18 protein-coding genes and 1 other RNA gene are annotated in these 20,520 nt (G+C 56.8%); 14 read left to right on the top strand and 5 right to left on the bottom strand.

What is annotated here, in order from left to right; genetic code table 11:
- Positions 1-6: 6 nt before the first annotated feature.
- Complete coding sequence (locus GNG29_RS18910) at positions 7-1,476, top strand: aldehyde dehydrogenase (RefSeq protein ID WP_156655200.1); 1,470 nt, start codon at positions 7-9, stop codon at positions 1,474-1,476.
- Positions 1,477-1,489: 13 nt separating this feature from the next.
- Positions 1,490-3,130, top strand: coding sequence for a thiamine pyrophosphate-binding protein (locus GNG29_RS18905; RefSeq protein WP_103176899.1), 1,641 nt, complete (start codon positions 1,490-1,492; stop codon positions 3,128-3,130).
- Between the two features lie 115 nt (positions 3,131-3,245).
- Here GNG29_RS18905 and GNG29_RS18900 read toward each other — a convergent pair whose 3' ends face one another.
- Positions 3,246-4,004, bottom strand: coding sequence for a M48 family metallopeptidase (locus GNG29_RS18900; protein ID WP_156655199.1), 759 nt, complete (start codon positions 4,002-4,004; stop codon positions 3,246-3,248).
- Between the two features lie 279 nt (positions 4,005-4,283).
- Here GNG29_RS18900 and tkt point away from each other — a divergent pair, with 279 nt between their 5' ends.
- The 7 genes from tkt (at position 4,284) to GNG29_RS18865 (ending at position 12,724) form a co-directional block, all read left to right on the top strand.
- Complete coding sequence (tkt, locus tag GNG29_RS18895; protein ID WP_103176897.1) at positions 4,284-6,275, top strand: transketolase; 1,992 nt, start codon at positions 4,284-4,286, stop codon at positions 6,273-6,275.
- A gap of 347 nt (positions 6,276-6,622) precedes the next feature.
- Entirely contained in the window at positions 6,623-7,642 is a 1,020-nt protein-coding gene (gene epd, locus GNG29_RS18890) for an erythrose-4-phosphate dehydrogenase (RefSeq protein ID WP_103176896.1), read from the top strand.
- A gap of 49 nt (positions 7,643-7,691) precedes the next feature.
- Positions 7,692-8,855 (top strand): phosphoglycerate kinase, encoded by a 1,164-nt coding sequence (gene pgk, locus GNG29_RS18885; RefSeq protein ID WP_103176895.1) that lies wholly within the window; start codon positions 7,692-7,694, stop codon positions 8,853-8,855.
- A gap of 89 nt (positions 8,856-8,944) precedes the next feature.
- Positions 8,945-10,024: a class II fructose-bisphosphate aldolase gene (gene fbaA, locus GNG29_RS18880; protein WP_039029814.1), complete on the top strand. Its 1,080-nt coding sequence runs from the start codon at positions 8,945-8,947 to the stop codon at positions 10,022-10,024.
- Positions 10,025-10,212: 188 nt separating this feature from the next.
- Positions 10,213-11,070: a small-conductance mechanosensitive channel MscS gene (gene mscS, locus GNG29_RS18875; RefSeq protein WP_156655198.1), complete on the top strand. Its 858-nt coding sequence runs from the start codon at positions 10,213-10,215 to the stop codon at positions 11,068-11,070.
- Between the two features lie 140 nt (positions 11,071-11,210).
- Positions 11,211-11,846 carry an arginine exporter ArgO gene (gene argO / locus GNG29_RS18870; protein WP_103176893.1) on the top strand — a complete coding sequence of 212 codons (636 nt, stop codon included), beginning with the start codon at positions 11,211-11,213 and terminating at the stop codon, positions 11,844-11,846.
- A gap of 125 nt (positions 11,847-11,971) precedes the next feature.
- A complete protein-coding gene (locus GNG29_RS18865) occupies positions 11,972-12,724 on the top strand; it encodes an oxidative stress defense protein (protein ID WP_371816561.1) in 753 nt (250 codons plus the stop codon).
- A gap of 60 nt (positions 12,725-12,784) precedes the next feature.
- Here the strand turns inward: GNG29_RS18865 and argP are convergent, their stop codons facing one another.
- Positions 12,785-13,678 carry a DNA-binding transcriptional regulator ArgP gene (argP, locus tag GNG29_RS18860; protein ID WP_103176891.1) on the bottom strand — a complete coding sequence of 298 codons (894 nt, stop codon included), beginning with the start codon at positions 13,676-13,678 and terminating at the stop codon, positions 12,785-12,787.
- A 150-nt stretch (positions 13,679-13,828) separates the two neighbouring features.
- Between argP and rpiA the strand changes: the two genes are divergently transcribed.
- Together rpiA and serA are read left to right on the top strand one after the other, a co-directional pair.
- Entirely contained in the window at positions 13,829-14,488 is a 660-nt protein-coding gene (gene rpiA / locus GNG29_RS18855) for a ribose-5-phosphate isomerase RpiA (RefSeq protein ID WP_103180978.1), read from the top strand.
- 267 nt (positions 14,489-14,755) lie between these two features.
- Positions 14,756-15,988 carry a phosphoglycerate dehydrogenase gene (gene serA, locus GNG29_RS18850; protein WP_103176889.1) on the top strand — a complete coding sequence of 411 codons (1,233 nt, stop codon included), beginning with the start codon at positions 14,756-14,758 and terminating at the stop codon, positions 15,986-15,988.
- Between the two features lie 90 nt (positions 15,989-16,078).
- Here the strand turns inward: serA and GNG29_RS18845 are convergent, their stop codons facing one another.
- The 3 genes from GNG29_RS18845 to zapA all read right to left on the bottom strand — a co-directional run bounded on the left by GNG29_RS18845 (position 16,079) and on the right by zapA (position 17,255).
- The gene (locus GNG29_RS18845) at positions 16,079-16,675 is read right to left on the bottom strand and encodes a 5-formyltetrahydrofolate cyclo-ligase (RefSeq protein ID WP_103176888.1); all 597 of its coding nucleotides are present in this window, start codon (positions 16,673-16,675) and stop codon (positions 16,079-16,081) included.
- Between the two features lie 25 nt (positions 16,676-16,700).
- Positions 16,701-16,884, bottom strand: a non-coding RNA gene (gene ssrS, locus GNG29_RS18840) — 6S RNA.
- 41 nt (positions 16,885-16,925) lie between these two features.
- Positions 16,926-17,255: a cell division protein ZapA gene (gene zapA / locus GNG29_RS18835; protein ID WP_039029820.1), complete on the bottom strand. Its 330-nt coding sequence runs from the start codon at positions 17,253-17,255 to the stop codon at positions 16,926-16,928.
- Between the two features lie 167 nt (positions 17,256-17,422).
- On the opposite strand from zapA, the gene GNG29_RS18830 reads away from it, so the two are divergent.
- Genes GNG29_RS18830 through ubiH form a run of 3 tightly spaced genes read left to right on the top strand, consistent with a single transcriptional unit; the run spans position 17,423 to position 20,511 of the window.
- Positions 17,423-18,001, top strand: a complete 579-nt coding sequence (locus GNG29_RS18830) for a YecA family protein (protein ID WP_139156297.1) — start codon at positions 17,423-17,425, stop codon at positions 17,999-18,001.
- Positions 18,002-18,022: 21 nt separating this feature from the next.
- Positions 18,023-19,336, top strand: coding sequence for a Xaa-Pro aminopeptidase (gene pepP / locus GNG29_RS18825; protein ID WP_103176886.1), 1,314 nt, complete (start codon positions 18,023-18,025; stop codon positions 19,334-19,336).
- Positions 19,333-20,511 carry a 2-octaprenyl-6-methoxyphenyl hydroxylase gene (gene ubiH, locus GNG29_RS18820; RefSeq protein ID WP_156655197.1) on the top strand — a complete coding sequence of 393 codons (1,179 nt, stop codon included), beginning with the start codon at positions 19,333-19,335 and terminating at the stop codon, positions 20,509-20,511. Before pepP ends, ubiH begins: the two co-directional genes overlap by 4 nt.
- Positions 20,512-20,520: the final 9 nt, after the last annotated feature.

Raw genomic sequence — 20,520 nt, 5'->3', positions numbered from 1 at the left:
GTGACGATGAGCGAACTGAAGATTTTTATCGGGGGGCAGTGGCGACACGGCGGCGGCAACCCGATGCAGAGCCACTTCCCGGCTGATGGAACGATCAACGCGGTTTTAAACGCGGCAAGCCTCGACGATCTGCATGACGCAATCGAGGCTGGCGAGCTGGCGTGGCGCGATCCCTTGTGGCGCAACAGCCTGCCGCATATGCGCGCGAAGATCCTGCACAGAGTGGCGGATCAGATTGAATCCCGCGTCGACGAGCTGGCGCAGATGCAGAGCCGCGATAACGGCAAACCGCTGGCGGAAGCACGCGGGCTGGTGATGAGCGCGGCGGGAACGGCGCGCTACTTTGCCGCCGCCTGCGAACTGCTGGAAGGGGAGCTTCCGACGCCGCGCCAGCCGGATTTACTAACCCTGAGTCGCTATGAGCCGCTTGGCGTGGTGGCAGCCATTACGCCGTGGAACTCGCCGATTGCCAGTGAAATGCAGAAAGTCGCTCCGGCCATTGCCGCCGGTAACGCGGTGATCCTCAAGCCCGCCGAAGCGACGCCGCTGATGGCGCTGGAGCTGGCCCGCATCTTTGAACAGGCGGGGCTGCCCGCCGGGCTGCTGAGCGTGCTGCCGGGCAAAGGCTCGGTCATTGGCGATGCGCTGGCACGCCATCCTAAAGTGCGCAAAATCTCTTTTACCGGCGGCACCACCACTGGCCGTCATCTGGCGCACGTGGCGGCGGAAAAGCTGATCCCGGCCTCTCTTGAGCTGGGCGGTAAATCCCCGACCATCGTGCTCGACGATGCGGATATCGAGCAGGCCGCGCGCGGGATCTGCTTCGGCATCTTCAGCTCGGCGGGACAGGCCTGTATCGCCGGGTCGCGGCTGTTTATCCACGAAAGCCTTTACGCTCCGCTGATGGCGCGGTTGCTGGAGTTAACCCGTGGCCTGCGCGTCGGGCATCCGTTTACCGACGGCATCCACGTCGGGCCGTTGATCAACGATAAGCATCGCCAGAGCGTGCAGGCCTACGTCGAGCTGGCGAAGCGCGAAGGGGGCCGCGTGCTGTGCGGCGGGGAGATCCCAGCCGATCCCAATCTTGCAAACGGCAGCTTCTTCCAGCCAACGATTATCGAAGGGCTGAGCAACAGCGCCCGCGCCTGTCAGGAGGAGATCTTCGGCCCGGTGCTGGTGGCGATGCCATTTAACGATGAAGCGGCGTTGATCCAGCAGGCGAACGACTCGGTATATGGTCTGGCTGCCGGGATCTGGACGCGGGATACCGGACGTGCGCTGCGCTTAAGCGAGCAGCTTGAGGCGGGCACGGTGTGGATCAACACCTACAAGGTCTTTGCGATTTCGACCCCGTTCGGGGGCTTTAAAGAGAGCGGTCTGGGCCGCGAAAAGGGCATTCAGGGGCTGAAAGCCTGGATGCAACAAAAGAGCATTTATCTGGCGACGGGTAACAGCGTCAACCACTGGTGCGACTGAAAAAGGGTGAGCAATGAGCGAAATGATAACCGTCGGCGACGCCATCGCCAGAACGCTGGAGCAGTATCAGGTTGAGGCCATCTACGGCGTCATCTCCATTCACAACCTGCCCATCGCCGATGCAGTAGGGCAGCGCGGCAATATCCGCTTTGTGCCCGCGCGCGGCGAAGCGGGATCCGTCACCATGGCCGATGCCCACGGGCGTTTTTCCGGCCTCGGCGTGGCGCTGACCAGTACCGGGGCAGGGGCAGGTAACGCGGTAGGCGCGCTGGTGGAAGCGATGAATGCCTGCACGCCGCTGCTGCATTTAACCGGACAGGTGGAAAAAGCCTGGCTGGATGCCGACACCGGGTTTATTCACGAAACCCGCGACCAGTTGACCTTCCTGAAGGCCAGTTCAAAACGGGCATATCGCATCAGCAATGCCAACCAGGCGATAGCGATTCTCCATAAAGCGATTCAGGAGGCACAGACGCCGCCGTGCGGGCCGGTCTCTGTGGAGATCCCGATTGATATTCAGGGGGCGAAAATTCCGCTGTCGCTGGTGACGGCGCCGGTAAAACCGGTGTCAGTTTCAGCGCCAGACGCCGGAATGGTTGATGCGCTTTGGGCGCAGCTGAAGCAGGCGAAACAGCCGCTGCTGTGGCTGGGTGGCGGGGCGCTGGGCAGCGCTGACGCTGTGAAAAAGCTGGCGGATGCGGGCATCACCGTGATCTCCAGCACCCACGCGCGCGGCGTGCTGCCGGACAGCCATCGCGCCAGCCTGCGGGCTTTCCACAACTCGTCGTCAGTGGAGGCGCTGATCGCCCGGTGTGATTTTACGCTGGTGGCGGGCTCACGCCTGCGCAGCAATGAGACCCGTTCATGGACGCTCGAACTGCCCTCTCCGCGGGTGCAGATCGATATCGATCCGGCGGCGGCAAGCCGTAACTATTTGATGGATAAGACGCTGGTAGCCGATTGTTCAGCGCTGCTTAACGCGCTGGCTGCAAAAGCGCAGGGGCGTGAATGGGGTAACGCGCAGTGGGACACGCAGGTACAGCAGGCGGTGGAGCAAGCTGAGCAGGGTCTGCGCGAGCAGTGTGGTGCCTATGCGAAGCTCAACGACGCCATCGAGAAAGCGCTGCCGCAGGATGGCCTGCTCGTGCGTGATATCACCGTTTCCGGCAGCCTGTGGGGCAGCCGTCTGTTCCGCGCCAACGGTCCGCTGATGAACATTCACTCTCTGGCCGGGGCAATTGGCATGGGGCTGCCTATGGCAATTGGTACTGCGATTGCCAATCCGCAGCGCAAGGTGGTGGGGCTGGTGGGCGACGGCGGCCTGAGCCTGAATTTAGGCGAGCTGGCGACGCTGGCGCAGGAGAAAGCCAACGTGACGCTGCTGATCATGAATGACGGCGGTTACGGCGTGATGCGTGGCATTCAGGATAAATATTTTGGCGGGCGGCAGTATTATAACGAGCTGCATACGCCGGACTTTACCCTGCTGGCCCAGGCGATTGGCCTGCAGGCGTGGAGCGTTGAGCGGGCAGAGGATTTTGATGCGGTGATGACAGAGGCGCTGGCCATGCCGGGGCCGTCGGTGGTGGAGGTGCGGATGGGGCAGATTGGCGCCCTGAAGTTTGCCGGGCCGCCGCAGAAAACGCTGTACTAGCTGTGTGCCCGGTAGCGCTGCGCTTACCGGGCCTACGTTTACGCACAAAGCAGGCCGGGTAAGGCGAAGCCGCCACCCGGCTTTTCAAAGGAGACGCGGGCGCCTCCCCGGTACATTATTTAATCCCGTCTGCCGCCATGCGATCGCGGATGTGCTGCGCACGCGCTGCGGAGGCAGGGTGGTCGTCAAACATGGAGCTTTGGCGGCCCGCTTCCTGTTGAGCCAGTTTTTCGAAGCTGGTGGCTAAACCTGATGGGTTAATCCCATGTTTGCGCAACAGATCGTAAGAGTAGTCATCGGCCTCAGATTCCTGACGCTGAGAGAACTGGGAGTTAACCAGTTTTTCACCGAGATCGCCGAGCTGCGACTGGGAAAGGCTACCTACAATACCACCCGCAGAGGCCGCCGCCACGCGAACGGCGTTCGTGCCGAGGGCAACCTGCATCCCTTTCTTCACATGGCCGAGGGCAACGTGGCCCATTTCATGGCCGATAACCGCTTCGACTTCATTGTCGTTCATCATATCCATTAATCCGCTGTAGACGCGGATGCAGCCGTTAGCCATCGCAAAGGCGTTAACGTCTTTCGCCATGTAAACCTTGTAGTTCACCGGCTGGCCGTTAATGTTGTCGCCAAGTGCTGAAGCAATCTTATTCAGACGCTGAGCGTAAGTGCTGTCTGCCGGTGCGATGGTCGCTTTACCGTCCATCTCTTTACAGGCCTCATCGCTTAATGTTTTCACCTGGGCATCGGTGAGGGAGTAGGCCTGAAACGCCTCTGCTCCGGAGCTCAGCAGGCCACCAGAATTCATATTCTGACACCCGCTAAGAAGAAGGGTCGTTCCCAGAGCCAGCACTACTGCACGCATTTTCATTATGTTGCTTCCGTACTCGTTAAACTTGATAAATTCTGAAAGTTTTGCCGCCCCGGAGGAGGGTGCAGCTCCAATTATAAAGAATATAAACGAAGGCGAGCGAGAAGATTGCGCAACGTGCGAGCCTGTTCCAGAGATTTCTTAAGCGGCAAAAGAATGGTCCATGTACATGCTTTGTCGCTTGGGTTACATTGTTGGCACTTTTTTCTGGCGTAGCCCAAAACGCGCTGTCGTCAAGCCGAAACGGGCATGGCCTTCAACATCCGATCTGGAGTCAAAATGTCCTCACGTAAAGAGCTTGCCAATGCTATTCGTGCGCTGAGCATGGATGCTGTACAAAAAGCTAAGTCCGGTCACCCGGGTGCCCCTATGGGTATGGCTGACATTGCCGAAGTCCTGTGGCGTGATTTCCTGAACCACAACCCGCAGAACCCTGCCTGGGCTGACCGCGACCGTTTCGTTCTCTCTAACGGCCACGGCTCGATGCTGATCTACAGCCTGCTGCACCTCACCGGCTATGATCTGCCAATCGAAGAGCTGAAAAACTTCCGTCAGCTGCACTCCAAAACCCCGGGTCACCCGGAAGTGGGTTACACCGCAGGTGTTGAAACCACTACCGGTCCGCTGGGTCAGGGTATTGCTAACGCCGTGGGTATGGCGATTGCCGAGAAGACGCTGGCGGCGCAGTTCAACCGTCCGGGTCATGACATCGTCGACCACTTCACCTATGCATTCCTGGGTGATGGCTGCATGATGGAAGGCATTTCTCACGAAGTGTGCTCCCTGGCAGGCACCCTGAAACTGGGCAAACTGGTTGCGTTCTATGACGACAACGGCATCTCCATCGACGGCCACATTGAAGGCTGGTTCACTGACGACACCGCAGCACGTTTCGAAGCCTACGGCTGGCACGTGGTGCGTGGCGTTGACGGTCACGATGCTGAAGCGATTAAACGTGCAGTAGAAGAAGCGCGCGCAGTGACTGACAAACCGTCCCTGCTGATGTGCAAAACCATCATCGGTTTCGGTTCTCCGAACAAAGCCGGTACGCACGACTCCCACGGCGCACCGCTGGGTGACGCAGAGATCGCCCTGACCCGTGAAGCGCTGGGCTGGAAACACGCTGCGTTTGAAATCCCGTCTGAAATTTATGCGCAGTGGGATGCCAAAGAAGCGGGCCAGGCGAAAGAAGCGGCATGGAACGAGAAATTCGCCGCCTACGCTAAAGCCTTCCCACAGGAAGCGGCAGAGTTCACCCGTCGTATGAAAGGTGACATGCCAGCAGACTTCGACGCCAAAGCGAACGAGTTCATCGCTAAGCTGCAGGCTAACCCGGCTAAAATCGCCAGCCGTAAAGCCTCCCAGAATGCGATCGAAGCCTTCGGCCCGCTGCTGCCAGAGTTCCTCGGCGGCTCCGCTGACCTGGCACCATCAAACCTGACTATCTGGTCTGGCTCTAAAGCCATCAACGAAGATACTGCCGGTAACTACATCCATTACGGTGTTCGTGAGTTCGGTATGACCGCGATTGCCAACGGTATCTCCCTGCACGGTGGTTTCCTGCCGTACACCTCCACCTTCCTGATGTTCGTGGAATATGCCCGTAACGCGGTGCGTATGGCTGCGCTGATGAAACAGCGTCAGGTGATGGTCTACACCCACGACTCTATCGGTCTGGGCGAAGATGGCCCGACCCACCAGCCGGTTGAGCAGGTTGCTTCCCTGCGCGTGACCCCGAACATGTCCACATGGCGTCCATGTGACCAGGTTGAATCGGCGGTAGCGTGGAAATATGGCGTTGAGCGTCAGGACGGCCCAACCGCGCTGATCCTCTCCCGTCAGAACCTGGCTCAGCAGGATCGTACCGAAGAGCAGCTGGCGAACATCGCCCGCGGTGGTTACGTGCTGAAAGACTGCGACGGTCAGCCGCAGGTGATCTTCATCGCAACCGGTTCTGAAGTTGAACTGGCTGTTGCCGCCTGGGATCAGCTGGCAGGCGAAGGCGTGAAAGCGCGCGTGGTCTCCATGCCGTCTACCGATGCCTTCGACAAGCAGGACGCGGCTTACCGTGAATCTGTACTGCCGAAAGCCGTTTCTGCCCGAGTGGCAATCGAAGCGGGTATCGCTGACTACTGGTTCAAATACGTGGGCCTGAACGGCGCTATCGTTGGCATGACCACCTTCGGTGAGTCTGCGCCAGCTGAGCAGCTGTTCGAAGAGTTCGGCTTCACCGTTGAGAACGTGGTCGCGAAAGCGAAAGAACTGCTGTAATCATGGTTGTGCCCGGCGGCGCGTAGCTTGCCGGGCCTACAAATATTCAGGCCGGGCAGGCGTAAGCGTCACCCGGCTTTTTTGTGCATGTTATTCCTCAAAGATGTAATACCTCTGTAAATTATTCCACTTAAAATGTGATGTGTGTCATATAGCTGGCTTATTGGTCTGGACAGTCATTCCCTTTATTCCGTGTTTCGCTTATTCTGGCTGAAGCGTTTCAGTCGATTAAATGTTCGACAAATGACCAATCAGTTGGAGTTTGTGACAGGCAAGGATTCCCCTCAGCGCGTTGCTGCATTACTCTGTCAGCCACCTCGTGTCAGGGAAAGCTTTGCAGGAGACTTATGACCGTACGCGTAGCGATTAATGGTTTCGGTCGCATCGGACGTAACGTGGTTCGTGCTTTATATGAATCCGGACGCCGGGCGGAAATTACCGTGGTGGCCATCAATGAACTGGCGGATGCCGCAGGCATGGCGCATTTATTGAAATATGACACCAGCCATGGACGCTTTGCCTGGGACGTTCGTCAGGAGAGAGAGCAGCTGCTTGTCGGTGATGACGTGATCCGTGTGCTTCATGAGCGGACGATCGAAGCATTACCCTGGCGTGAACTGGGTGTCGATGTGGTACTCGATTGTACCGGCGTCTACGGCAACCGCGAACACGGCGAAGCCCATCTGGCGGCTGGCGCAAAGAAAGTGCTCTTTTCACATCCTGGCAGTAACGATCTCGATGCCACGGTGGTTTACGGCGTCAACCATCACGAGTTGCACGCAGAACACCGAATTGTCTCCAATGCCTCCTGTACTACCAACTGTATTATTCCGGTCATCAAGCTGCTGGACGATGCCTACGGCATTGAGTCGGGTACGGTTACCACGATCCACTCAGCCATGCACGATCAGCAGGTCATTGACGCTTACCACCCGGACCTGCGACGCACTCGCGCGGCGAGTCAGTCGATTATCCCGGTGGACACCAAACTGGCGGCCGGTATAACCCGAATTTTTCCGCAGTTTGAAGATCGTTTTGAAGCTATCGCGGTCCGCGTACCTACCATCAACGTGACGGCGATCGACCTCAGCGTTACCGTTAAAAAACCGGTAAAAGCCTTTGAGGTCAACCTGTTGCTGCAAAAGGCGGCACAGCAAGCATTTCATGGTATAGTTGACTATACGGAATTACCGTTGGTCTCAGTAGATTTTAACCACGATCCGCACAGCGCCATTGTAGATGGCACCCAAACGCGCGTGAGTGGAGCGCACCTGATCAAGACGCTGGTCTGGTGTGATAACGAATGGGGCTTTGCTAACAGGATGCTCGACACCACGTTAGCCATGGCCGCACAAGGTTTCAGGTAAGACGCGTATTGCGTCTGCAAAACTTTAAGAATCAACGAGAGGATTCACCATGTCTGTAATTAAGATGACCGATCTGGATCTGGCAGGTAAACGCGTTTTCATCCGTGCGGATCTGAACGTACCGGTTAAAGAGGGTAAAGTGACCAGCGACGCGCGTATCCGTGCCTCTCTGCCAACCATCGAACTGGCACTGAAGCAGGGCGCAAAAGTGATGGTAACCTCCCACCTGGGTCGTCCGACCGAAGGCGAGTACAACGAAGAATTCTCTCTGCTGCCGGTTGTTAATTACCTGAAAGACAAACTGTCCAGCCCGGTACGTCTGGTTAAAGACTACCTGGACGGCGTGGAAGTTGCTGAAGGTGAACTGGTTGTTCTGGAAAACGTTCGCTTCAACAAAGGCGAGAAGAAAGACGACGAAACCCTGTCCAAAAAATATGCTGCACTGTGCGACGTATTCGTGATGGACGCCTTCGGTACCGCTCACCGTGCCCAGGCTTCTACCCACGGTATCGGTAAATTCGCCGACGTCGCTTGTGCAGGTCCTCTGCTGGCCGCTGAGCTGGATGCGCTGGGTAAAGCGCTGAAAGAACCTGCTCGTCCGATGGTTGCTATCGTTGGTGGTTCTAAAGTTTCCACCAAACTGACCGTTCTGGACTCCCTGTCCAAAATCGCTGACCAGCTGATCGTTGGCGGTGGTATCGCTAACACCTTCGTTGCTGCCCAGGGCCACAACGTGGGTAAATCCCTGTACGAAGCAGACCTGGTTGACGAAGCGAAACGCCTGCTGAGCACCTGCGATATCCCGGTTCCAACTGACGTTCGCGTCGCGACCGAGTTCTCTGAAACCGCAACCGCAGAGTTGAAATCTGTTTCTGACATCAAAAATGAAGAGCAGATTCTGGACCTGGGCGACGCCTCTGCAGAGAAACTGGCTGAAATCCTGAAGAATGCAAAAACCATTCTGTGGAACGGTCCGGTTGGCGTGTTCGAATTCCCGAACTTCCGTAAAGGTACTGAAATCGTGGCTAACGCGATTGCAGACAGCGATGCATTCTCCATTGCTGGCGGCGGTGACACCCTGGCAGCCATCGATCTGTTCGGTATTTCCGACAAGATCTCCTACATCTCCACTGGCGGCGGCGCATTCCTCGAATTCGTGGAAGGCAAAGTTCTGCCAGCAGTAGCCATGCTCGAAGAGCGCGCTAAGAAGTAAGCCATTTTAGGGCAGGGAAACCTGCCCAATTTTCAGCGCGCTTTTAAGAGCTCGCCCCTTTCCAAGGCCGAAGATACAGGACTCGCAACATGTCTAAAATTTTTGATTTCGTAAAACCTGGCGTGATCACTGGTGATGACGTTCAGAAAGTGTTCCAGGTAGCTAAAGAAAACAACTTTGCGCTGCCAGCGGTTAACTGCGTCGGTACCGACTCTATTAACGCCGTACTGGAAGCTGCAGCAAAAGTTAAAGCGCCGGTAATCGTTCAGTTCTCTAACGGCGGTGCTGCGTTTATCGCAGGTAAAGGCGTGAAAACTGACGTTCCTCAGGGCGCGGCAATCCTGGGCGCAATCTCTGGCGCACATCACGTTCACCAGATGGCTGAACACTACGGCGTTCCAGTAATCCTGCACACTGACCACTGCGCGAAGAAACTGCTGCCGTGGATCGACGGTCTGCTGGACGCGGGCGAAAAACACTTCGCTGCAACCGGTAAGCCACTGTTCTCTTCTCACATGATCGACCTGTCTGAAGAGTCTCTGGAAGAGAACATTGAGATCTGCTCCAAATACCTGGCTCGCATGGCCAAAATGGACATGACCCTGGAAATCGAACTGGGTTGCACCGGTGGCGAAGAAGATGGCGTGGACAACAGCCATATGGACGCTTCTGCTCTGTACACTCAGCCAGAAGACGTTGATTACGCTTACACCGAGCTGAGCAAAATCAGCCCACGTTTCACCATCGCGGCTTCCTTCGGTAACGTACACGGTGTGTACAAGCCAGGTAACGTGGTTCTGACGCCAACTATCCTGCGTGATTCTCAGGAGTACGTTTCCAAGAAACACAACCTGCCGCACAACAGCCTGAACTTCGTCTTCCACGGCGGTTCCGGTTCTTCTGCTCAGGAAATCAAAGATTCCGTTAGCTACGGTGTTATCAAAATGAACATCGATACCGACACCCAATGGGCAACCTGGGACGGTATTCTGCAGTACTACAAAACTAACGAAGCTTACCTGCAGGGCCAGCTGGGCAACCCGAAAGGCGAAGACCAGCCGAACAAGAAATACTACGATCCACGCGTATGGCTGCGTGCAGCCCAGACCTCTATGGTGACGCGTCTGGAGCAGGCGTTCAAAGAGCTGAACGCGGTTGACGTTCTGTAATTTAAGCTGCTGACAGCAAGCATCAAAAGCCCGCGTTAATCGCGGGCTTTTTTATGTCTTTTCAACTGGCTATAGTGGCTGTTTTATGTGATCTGTTTGGCATATTGCGGGCTTTTTGTTTACCCTTTACACACTTGCTCCTCTCCGCATGGGGCGGATTTGTGTTTTATGTGCATAAGGAAAGATAAATGGAAGATCTCGGTGTTGTAGATAGCATCAATAACGCGGGCTCCTGGCTGGTGCGTAATCAGGCGTTGCTTATCAGCTATGCCGTAAATATCGCTGCGGCGATTGCCATCGTAGTGGTGGGGATGATCGTTGCCCGGACGGTTGCCAGAGGCGTTAACCGCGTTATGCTCGCCCGGCACATTGACGCTACCGTCGCCGATTTCCTCTCGGCAATGGTGCGCTACGCGATTATTGCTTTTACCCTGATAGCAGCAATGGGGCGTGTGGGGGTTCAGACCGCCTCGGTGATTGCGGTACTGGGTGCCGCTGGTCTGGCCGTGGGCCTGGCGCTACAGGGCTCGCTGGCAAACCTGGCGGCCGGCGTGCTGCTGGTCACCTTCCGTCCATTCCGTTCCGGGGAGTATGTCGATCTCGGTGGCACCGCAGGTACGGTGCTGAACGTGCAGATTTTTTCCACTACGCTGCGTTCCGCGGACGGCAAAATCGTTATCGTGCCGAACAAAAAGGTTATCGACGGCAATATCACCAACTTCTCCCGGGAGCCGGTTCGCCGCAACGAGCTTATGATCGGCGTGGGCTATGATTCCGATATCGAGCAGGTGAAGAAACTTATCACCGACATCATTGAATCTGACGAGCGTATCCTGAAAGACCGCGAAATGACGGTTCGCCTTCACGAGCTGGGCGCCTCCTCTATCAACTTCGTTGTCCGTATCTGGAGCAAAAGTAGCGATCTGCAAAGCGTTTACTGGGACGTACTGGAGCGCATCAAGCGCGACTTTGATGCTAACGGCATCAGCTTCCCATATCCGCAGATGGACGTGAACTTCAAGCGGGTGAAAGAACCGGCGGAATAACGTTTCATCGTAACCTGGTGCGCGCAATGCGTACCGGGTTACATTAGCTTCACTAATTGCCAATTAATATTATCCATTTTCTCTTATTATTCTCCCGCAGTATAGTCAGCCCTTAAGTCACATTTTTGAGATTAGTGTTCATGTTCTCTTTTTATTTTCAGGGGCTTATGATTGGCGCGGCGATGATCCTGCCTCTCGGCCCGCAAAACGCCTTCGTCATGAATCAGGGTATTCGACGCCAATATCACATCATGATCGCGCTGCTGTGTGCACTAAGCGATATGCTACTGATTTGTGCCGGGATTTTTGGCGGTAGCGCGCTACTGATGCAGTCTCCCTGGCTGCTGGCGTTGGTCACCTGGGGCGGCGTCGCGTTTCTGCTCTGGTATGGTTTTGGCGCCCTTAAAACGGCGCTGGGCAGCAATATTGAGCTGGCCAGCGCTGAAGTCATGAAGCAGGGGCGCTGGAAAATTATCGTCACCATGCTGGCGGTAACCTGGCTTAATCCGCACGTTTATCTGGATACGTTTGTGGTGCTGGGCAGTCTGGGCGGGCAGCTGGATGTCGAGCCGAGACGCTGGTTCGCGCTGGGTACCGTCAGCGCTTCCTTCCTCTGGTTCTTTGGTCTGGCGCTGCTCGCTGCATGGCTGGCACCCCGTCTGCGCACCGCCAAAGCTCAGCGCATTATTAACGGCCTGGTCGGCGTGGTGATGTGGTTTATTGCTTTTCAGCTGGCGAAAGAGGGAATTCATCACATTCGTGAACTATTCAACTAAGCGTTGTCTTATGGACATTCGACCAGCAGTCGCTAAGCTTGCTGGCATGCGCCCTGTTACCTGGGCACTCTTCGCAACATGGAGGAATTAAAGTGAAGTTGAATGCAATTGCCCTGGCGGCATTAATGGGTTTTGGCGCAGCATCCGTTCAGGCCAGTGAACTGCCTGACAGCCCGCACATTGTGACCTCCGGCACCGCAAGCGTGGATGCGGCACCGGATATTGCGACCTTAGCCATTGAAGTGAACGTGGCGGCCAAAGATGCTGCCACCGCCAAGAAACAGGCAGACGACCGCGTTGCGCAATATCTCTCTTTCCTGGAGCAGAACGGCGTGGGTAAAAAAGATATCAACTCTGCCAACCTGCGTACCCAGCCGGATTATGACTATAAGGATGGCAAAAGCATCCTGAAAGGTTACCGCGCGGTGCGCTCCGTGGAAGTGACGGTGCGTCAGCTCGATAAACTTAACGCCCTGCTGGATGGCGCGCTGAAAGCGGGTCTGAATGAGATCCGTTCGGTCTCACTGGGTGTTGCGCAACCTGAGAAATATAAAGACGAAGCGCGTAAAGCGGCGATTGATGATGCCGTGCGTCAGGCGCAGCAGCTGGCGTCTGGCTTCAACAGCAAACTGGGTCCGGTTTACAGCGTGCGTTACCACGTCTCTAACTACCAGCCGAGCCCGATGGTGCGCATGATGAAAGCGGAAGCGGCGCCGGTCTCCGCGCAGGATACCTACGAACAGCCAACGATTCAGTTCGACGATCAGGTTGATGTGGTGTTCCAGCTGGAGCCAGCACAGGGTCAGCAGCAGAGCCAGCAGACTCCGCAGGTGCAGCAGCAAGCGCAGCAGCCGGATACGGCGACAAAAGCCCCGTAATGGTTGTGCTTTAGCAGCAATAAAAAGCCGGGTGAGCGTTAACGCGACCCGGCTTTTTTATTAGTCCTGGCGCAGGACCTTATGGCCGTGGGCCAGCAGTGCATCGGTGACGTTGCGCATCATCCGGCTTTCCGGGGCGAAGCGGTGCCAGTAGAGCATGCGGCGCTGGTGCAGGCCTGGCGTCAGGTCGATCAGCTCACCGCTCTGCAGCTCTTTCTCGATCTGCAGATGCGGGATCATGCAGCAGGTTGTGCCCTGACGCGCCAGCTGCACGAAGGCCTCTGATGAGTTAACGATATGGCAGGGTACGCTGCCGGGCGGCAGATCGAAGTTCTGCTGTAAAAACGCCTGATGCATATCATCGAGATGGTCAAACGCCACGGCAGGCGCTTTAAGCAGCGCCGCGCGGGTGACGCCATTCGGGAAGTAACGTTCAGCAAACGCTTTGGAGCCGACGAAGAGATAATCCAGTGCCCCCAGTTGATCCACCAGGCAGCTTGGCAGCGCCTGAGGCTGGATACTGACCGCGCCCACCACTTCACCGCGACGCAGACGCTCCTGGGTACGGGTTTCGTCTTCCACCTGCAAATTCAGCCGGATAGGCGAATCGGCCAGCACCGGCGCCAGCGCGGGCAGCAGCCAGGTTGCCAGACTGTCGGCGTTGACCGCCAGGGAGAGAAGCAGCGGCGTGGAGCCGGTCTGTTCGTCACCCAGCCACTCATCTTCCAGCAGCTCCACCTGACGCAGCAGCGCCAGCAGTTTTTGCCCCTGTTCGGTGGGACGTGGCGGCACGGTACGGACCAGCAGCGGCTGCCCGAACATATTCTCAAGCTGTTTGATCCGTTGCGAAACGGCGGACTGGGTAATGCACAGCTTCTGTGCTGCGCGTTCGAATCCGCGTTCACGTATAACGGCATCAAGGGCCTGTAATGTTCTGTAGTCCGGACGTTTCATTGCTCTGGCTGACTCCCAAATAATTCAATACTTCGCACTATGACATAAATTTATGTTTGATACAGACGAAATTGGTGACCTTGCAGATCACATGGCGCAGGTGAATGCTCTATAATGCGCGTCACGCAAAATCACCACGGGCAAGAGATCATGACGCAGGATGAACTGAAAAAAGCAGTAGGATGGGCCGCTCTCCAGTATGTACAGCCGGGTACCATTGTCGGCGTGGGCACAGGGTCAACGGCAGCACACTTTATTGATGCGCTCGGCACGATGAAAGGGCAGATCGAGGGCGCGGTTTCCAGCTCCGATGCATCCACGGAAAAGCTGAAAAGCCTGGGCATTACCGTTTTCGATCTGAATGAAGTCGACCGCCTGGGAATCTACGTTGATGGCGCGGATGAAATCAACGGCCATATGCAGATGATCAAGGGCGGCGGCGCGGCGCTGACGCGTGAAAAAATCATCGCCTCTGTTGCGGACAAGTTCATCTGTATCGCCGATGCCTCGAAGCAGGTGGATATCCTTGGCAAATTCCCGCTGCCGGTTGAAGTGATCCCCATGGCGCGTAGCGCGGTCGCCCGTGAGCTGGTCAAGCTGGGCGGACGCCCGGAATACCGTCAGGGGGTGGTGACGGACAATGGTAACGTGATTCTGGATGTGCACGGTCTGGAGATCCTCGACGCCGTGGCGCTGGAAAACGCCATTAATGGCCTGCCAGGCGTAGTAACCGTAGGGTTATTCGCCAACCGTGGCGCGGATGTCGCGCTGATTGGCACCGCCGAGGGCGTTAAAACCATCGTGAAATGATCTGACGGGGGGAGCGTCCCCCCGCTAATTATTTTTGCAAAAGCGATATTTGGTGACTTGTGTCACATTTATAATCCTCTCCTGACGATCCTGCCGCTTTCCTCCTGCTCCACAGAATAATTCACTGCCAATTGCGGCTGTATGACATTTCTTCAGAGTGCCGACGCAAACGTTCATATTGCTGCAATAGTTTTTTTTGATATGTTGGCGGGAGTGGATTTCAATCCAGCACAACAACAGTTCAGACAATCAGACAGGGTCGGGGAAATGGCAAAGGTATCACTGGAGAAAGACAAGATTAAATTTCTGCTGGTCGAAGGGGTGCATCAGAAAGCACTGGATAGCCTTCGTGCGGCGGGTTACACCAACATCGAATTTCACAAAGGTGCACTGGATACCGAACAGCTGAAAGAGTCGATCCGTGATGCCCACTTCATTGGCCTGCGATCCCGTACCCACCTGACCGAAGAGGTTATTGCCGCGGCAGAAAAACTGGTGGCGATTGGCTGCTTCTGTATCGGCACCAACCAGGTCGATCTTGATGCTGCCGCGAAGCGCGGGATTCCGGTATTCAACGCGCCATTCTCCAACACCCGTTCCGTGGCGGAGCTGGTTATCGGCGAACTCCTGCTGCTGCTGCGCGGCATCCCTGAAGCCAACGCCAAAGCGCACCGCGGGATCTGGAATAAGCTGGCCTCAGGCTCTTTTGAAGCGCGTGGTAAGAAGCTGGGGATTATCGGTTACGGCCACATCGGTACACAGCTGGGCATTCTCGCTGAATCGCTCGGGATGCACGTCTTCTTCTACGACATTGAAAGCAAACTGCCGCTGGGTAACGCTACTCAGGTTCAGCATCTCTCCGATCTGCTCAACATGAGCGACGTGGTGAGCCTGCACGTGCCGGAAAACGCTTCTACCAAAAACATGATGGGTGCGGAAGAGCTGGCGCTGATGAAGCCGGGCTCGCTGCTGATCAACGCCGCGCGTGGTACGGTGGTGGATATTCCTGCCCTGTGCGACGCCCTGAAAAGCAAACATCTGGCGGGGGCGGCCATTGACGTCTTCCCGACCGAGCCGGCGACCAACAGCGATCCGTTTACCTCTCCGCTGTGCGAGTTCGACAACGTGATCCTGACCCCGCACATTGGCGGCTCCACGCAGGAAGCGCAGGAAAATATCGGTCTTGAAGTGGCCGGTAAGCTGAGCAAATACTCCGACAACGGTTCCACCCTCTCTGCGGTTAACTTCCCGGAAGTCTCTCTGCCGCTGCACGGCGGTCGCCGTCTGCTGCATATCCATGAAAACCGTCCGGGCGTGCTGACGGCCATTAACCAGATCTTCGCCGAGCAGGGGGTCAACATTGCCGCACAGTATCTGCAAACTAACGCGCAGATGGGTTATGTGGTTATCGATATCGAAGCGGATGAAGACGTTGCAGAGAAAGCGCTGCAGGGGATGAAGGCCATTCCGGGCACGATTCGCGCGCGTCTGCTTTACTGATTTAGTGCGGTCTGCTGCCCGGCGGCGCTTTGCTTGCCGGGCCTACGGATTGTGTAGGCCGGGTAAGGCGACGCCGCCACCCGGCTTTTTTCACCACTGCCAAATTCTGGACGGCGTCACCACCGCAGGCAGCGGGATATCCCACTTCTCCACCGGTAACGCTTCAACGCCCTGACAATCATGCGCATAGCCCACGGGATGTAAACCGTACTGCTGCCAGTTTTGCAGGGTGCGATCGTAAAAACCCCCGCCCATGCCTAAGCGCTGGCCGCTCTCATCAAACGCCACCAGCGGCGTCACCAGCACATCCAGCTGATCCAGCGGCAATACGTCGCGCACGTCCAGTTTCGGCTCGGTGATTTTCAGACGATTCACCACCAGTTCGCTGTGAGGGTGATAGTGCAGAAACAGGAGATGACCCGGGCTAAAAGGGTGGAGTACCGGCAGATAGACTTTCTTCCCGCTGCGCCAGAGTTCATCGATAAGCGGCTGGGTATCCAGTTCACCGTCAAAGGAGAGGAACAGGGCCACCGTGTGCGCCATGACCATAGGCGGATACGCCATCATGCGGGCCGCGGCTTGCTGCGCGAAATGGGCTTGCTGTTCAGGCGTTAGGGCTCTGCGTTGCTGGCGAATAAACTGACGAATTTGTTGACGTGTGGCAGGAGCTTCAGGAAGTTGCGTCATGGTAGTCGCTGGGTAGAAAGGTGAGGGAATCTCCGAGATGCCGCCGCAGGCTGTAACCCTTGAACCCTTGGTTCAAGGTGAATGTGTCGTCATGATTTTAAGGCTTCTCGGACGAACCGAGCATGCTCACCAACCATGGAGCGCCACATTCTTGTGGTATGAAATATCGGCTCAGGGGACTGGCCCGCATGCGAACATCTCAGAGAAATTTTTCCTTCAGGGTCACTCTACCATAGTAGACCATGAAGTGTTATTCAAAGTTTTGCCCCGGTCTGTCAGTAATGCGACCCTGATCAAGCAATGCCTGTTCGATGGTCTGCTGGAGCATTTTAATGCGTTGTTCCATGCTCGCCGCGTATTCGCGGGTCTTCGCTTTTTCCTGAGTCAATTCATAACTGATGTTCAACGCGGCGATGAAAACCAGCTGCTCAGTATTTGTGACTCTAGTGCGTTCTTTTAAATCTTGCAACCGCTGATTCAAATCATCCGCAGCCTGATTCAAAGCATCCCTTTGTTCAGGCGGACAATTCACTCGCAGCGAACGGCCAAAAATTTGGATATCGACGGGTTGTGCAGACATGCCACCTTCCTGCTGTTTGACTGCGCTGCCTTCACACCCGATTCCGGGGGCTGCGAAGGGGCGACACTATAGCTACCCTGGTGCGCAGATACAAGCCCTATTCTGGTTCACCAGGGTCCAAAGTGGTAGCATACCATGAATATTCCTCCCAATGATGACGAATGCGCATGTCTATACAGAACGAAATGCCTGGCTACAACGACGTTAGCCAGTTACTGAACCAGCAGGGCGTGGGTTTAACACCTGCTGAAATGCACGGTCTGATCAGCGGGATGCTGTGTGGTGGAAACAACGACAGCTCATGGCTGCCGCTGGTTCACGACCTGACGAACGAAGGTCTGGCGTTTGGCCACGATCTGGCCCAGGCGTTGCGCAGTATGCATGGCGCAATCAGCGATGCGCTGGAAGATGACGGCTTCCTTTTTCAGCTTTATCTGCCTGATGGCGACGACGTCAGCGTGTTCGATCGCGCCGATGCGCTGGCCGGGTGGGTTAACCATTACCTGTTGGGGTTGGGCGTAACGCAGCCTAAACTTGAAAAGGTGACGGGCGAAGCCGGAGAAGCGATCGACGATCTGCGCAACATTGCACAGCTGGGCTACGACGAGGAAGAGGACCAGGAAGAGCTGGAAATGTCCCTCGAAGAGATCATTGAGTATGTGCGCGTCGCGTCGTTGCTCTGCCACGATACCTTTACGCGGACTCAGCCCACTGCGCCGGAAGTGCGCAAACCAACCTTACACTAATAACAACTACTGGAGGGTGTCATGACTCAGCAAGAGTACCTTCGTCGCCGTCAGGCGCTGCTGGCTACGATGCAGCCGGGAAGCGCCGCGCTGATATTTGCCGCACCGGAGGCCACGCGCAGTAACGATAGCGAGTATCCGTATCGCCAGAGCAGTGATTTCTGGTACTTCACCGGCTTCAACGAGCCGGAGTCGGTACTGGTGCTGATTAAAAGTGATGACACCCACAACCACAGCGTGCTGTTTAACCGCGTTCGGGATCTCACCGCCGAAATTTGGTTTGGCCGTCGGCTGGGACAGCAGGCCGCGCCGGAAAAGCTGGGCGTGGATCGCGCCCTGGCGTTCAGCGAAATCAACGATCAGCTCTACCAGCTGCTCAATGGCCTGGATGTGGTTTACCACGCCCAGGGCGAATACGCGTATGCCGACGAGATTCTCTTTGCCGCGCTGGATAAGCTGCGCAAAGGCGCCCGGCAAAATCTGAAAGCGCCCGCAACGATCACCGACTGGCGTCCCGTTGTGCATGAACTGCGCCTGTTTAAATCGGCTGAAGAGCTGGAGGTAATGCGTCGCGCGGGTGAAATCAGCGCGCTGGCTCATACCCGGGCGATGGAAAAGTGTCGTCCGGGAATGTTCGAATATCAGCTTGAAGGGGAAATTCATCATGAATTTTCCCGCCACGGCGCGCGCTATCCGGCCTACAACACCATTGTGGGCGGCGGTGAAAATGGCTGCATTCTTCACTACACCGAAAACGAGTCCGAACTGCGGGATGGCGATCTGGTGCTGATTGATGCCGGATGTGAATTTAAAGGCTATGCCGGGGATATCACCCGCACCTTCCCGGTGAACGGTAAATTTACCCCAGCCCAGCGCGCGATTTACGACATTGTTCTGCACTCGCTGGATACGGCGCTGATGCTGTTCCGCCCTGGCACCTCCATTCAGGAAGTGACCGGTGAAGTGGTGCGCATCATGGTCAGCGGGCTTGTGGATCTGGGTATCCTGCAGGGCGATGTCGATCAGCTGGTTGCTGAGAGTGCGCACCGTCCCTTCTTTATGCATGGCCTGAGCCACTGGCTGGGGCTGGATGTGCATGATGTGGGAGCGTATGGCCCGGAGCGTTCGCGCGTGCTGGAGCCTGGCATGGTGCTGACCGTTGAGCCGGGGCTCTATATCGCACCGGATGCCGATGTGCCTGCGGAGTATCGCGGTATCGGCATTCGCATCGAAGACGACATCGTTATCACCGAAACCGGCAACGAAAACCTCACCGCGTCGGTGGTGAAAAATGCCGATGAGATCGAGGCGCTGATGGCGGCGGCGCGCGCATGAGCATCATCATCGTTGGCGGAGGCATGACGGGGGCAACGCTGGCGCTGACCCTCTCTTCCCTGACCCAGGGTAAGCTGCCGATCCATCTGATCGAAGCCGTTGCCCCGCAGTCAACGGGCCATCCGGGTTTTGACGGACGCGCTATCGCCCTGGCGCAGGGCACCTGCCAGCAGCTCGCGCGTAGCGGCATCTGGCAGGCGATTGCCGATTGTGCCACGGACATCGAAACCGTTCATGTCAGCGACCGGGGCCACGCCGGGTTTGTCACCCTTGAGGCGCAGGATTACCGCATTGATGCGCTGGGGCAGGTGGTTGAACTGCACGACGTGGGTCTGCGCCTGTTCCGTCTGCTAAAGGAGGCCCCTGGCGTGACGCTGCATTGCCCGGCGCGCGTGGAGCATTTTACCCGCAGCGAAGCGGCGGTGAGCGTCACCCTCGATGACGGCACCACCCTTGACGGACAACTGCTGGTGGCTGCCGACGGCTCCCGTTCGGCGCTCGGCCAGCAGTGCGGGATCCAGTGGCAACAGCAGCCCTATCATCAGCTGGCGGTGATTGCCAACGTCGCCACCGCCGAGCCACATCGTGGTCGCGCTTTTGAACGTTTTACCCAACATGGCCCGCTGGCCATGTTGCCGATGTCGCAGGGGCGCAGCTCGCTGGTCTGGTGCCATCCGCTGGAGAGTGCGGACGATGTGCAGAGCTGGTCTGATGAACGCTTCTGCACCGAACTGCAAAAAGCCTTTGGCTGGCGGCTGGGGCGGATCACCCATGCGGGCAAGCGTTCGTTCTATCCCCTGGCCTTAACTACGGCGTCGCAATCTGTCTCCCATCGCGTCGCGCTGGTGGGCAATGCAGCACAGACATTACATCCCATCGCCGGACAGGGCTTTAACCTCGGGCTGCGCGATGTCATGACCCTTGCCGAAACCCTGGCCGAGGCATTTGCGCAACAGCAGGATTGCGGGGCATATCCGGTGTTATGCCACTACCAGAAGCGTCGCCAGGCAGATAAAGCGGCGACGATCGGCGTAACCGACGGGCTGGTGCATCTGTTTGCCAATCGCTGGGCGCCGCTGGTCGTGGGGCGTAACGCCGGGTTAATGGCGATGGAACTATTCATTCCGGCACGCGATGTGCTGGCACAGAGGACGCTTGGTTGGGTCGCTCGCTAAGGAGTAAAC

The organism is Leclercia sp. Colony189 (genome assembly GCF_009740165.1).
Lineage (GTDB): Bacteria > Pseudomonadota > Gammaproteobacteria > Enterobacterales > Enterobacteriaceae > Enterobacter.
The sequence above is the reverse complement of the archived record's forward strand: the minus strand, read 5'-3'. Positions and strand labels throughout refer to the sequence as shown.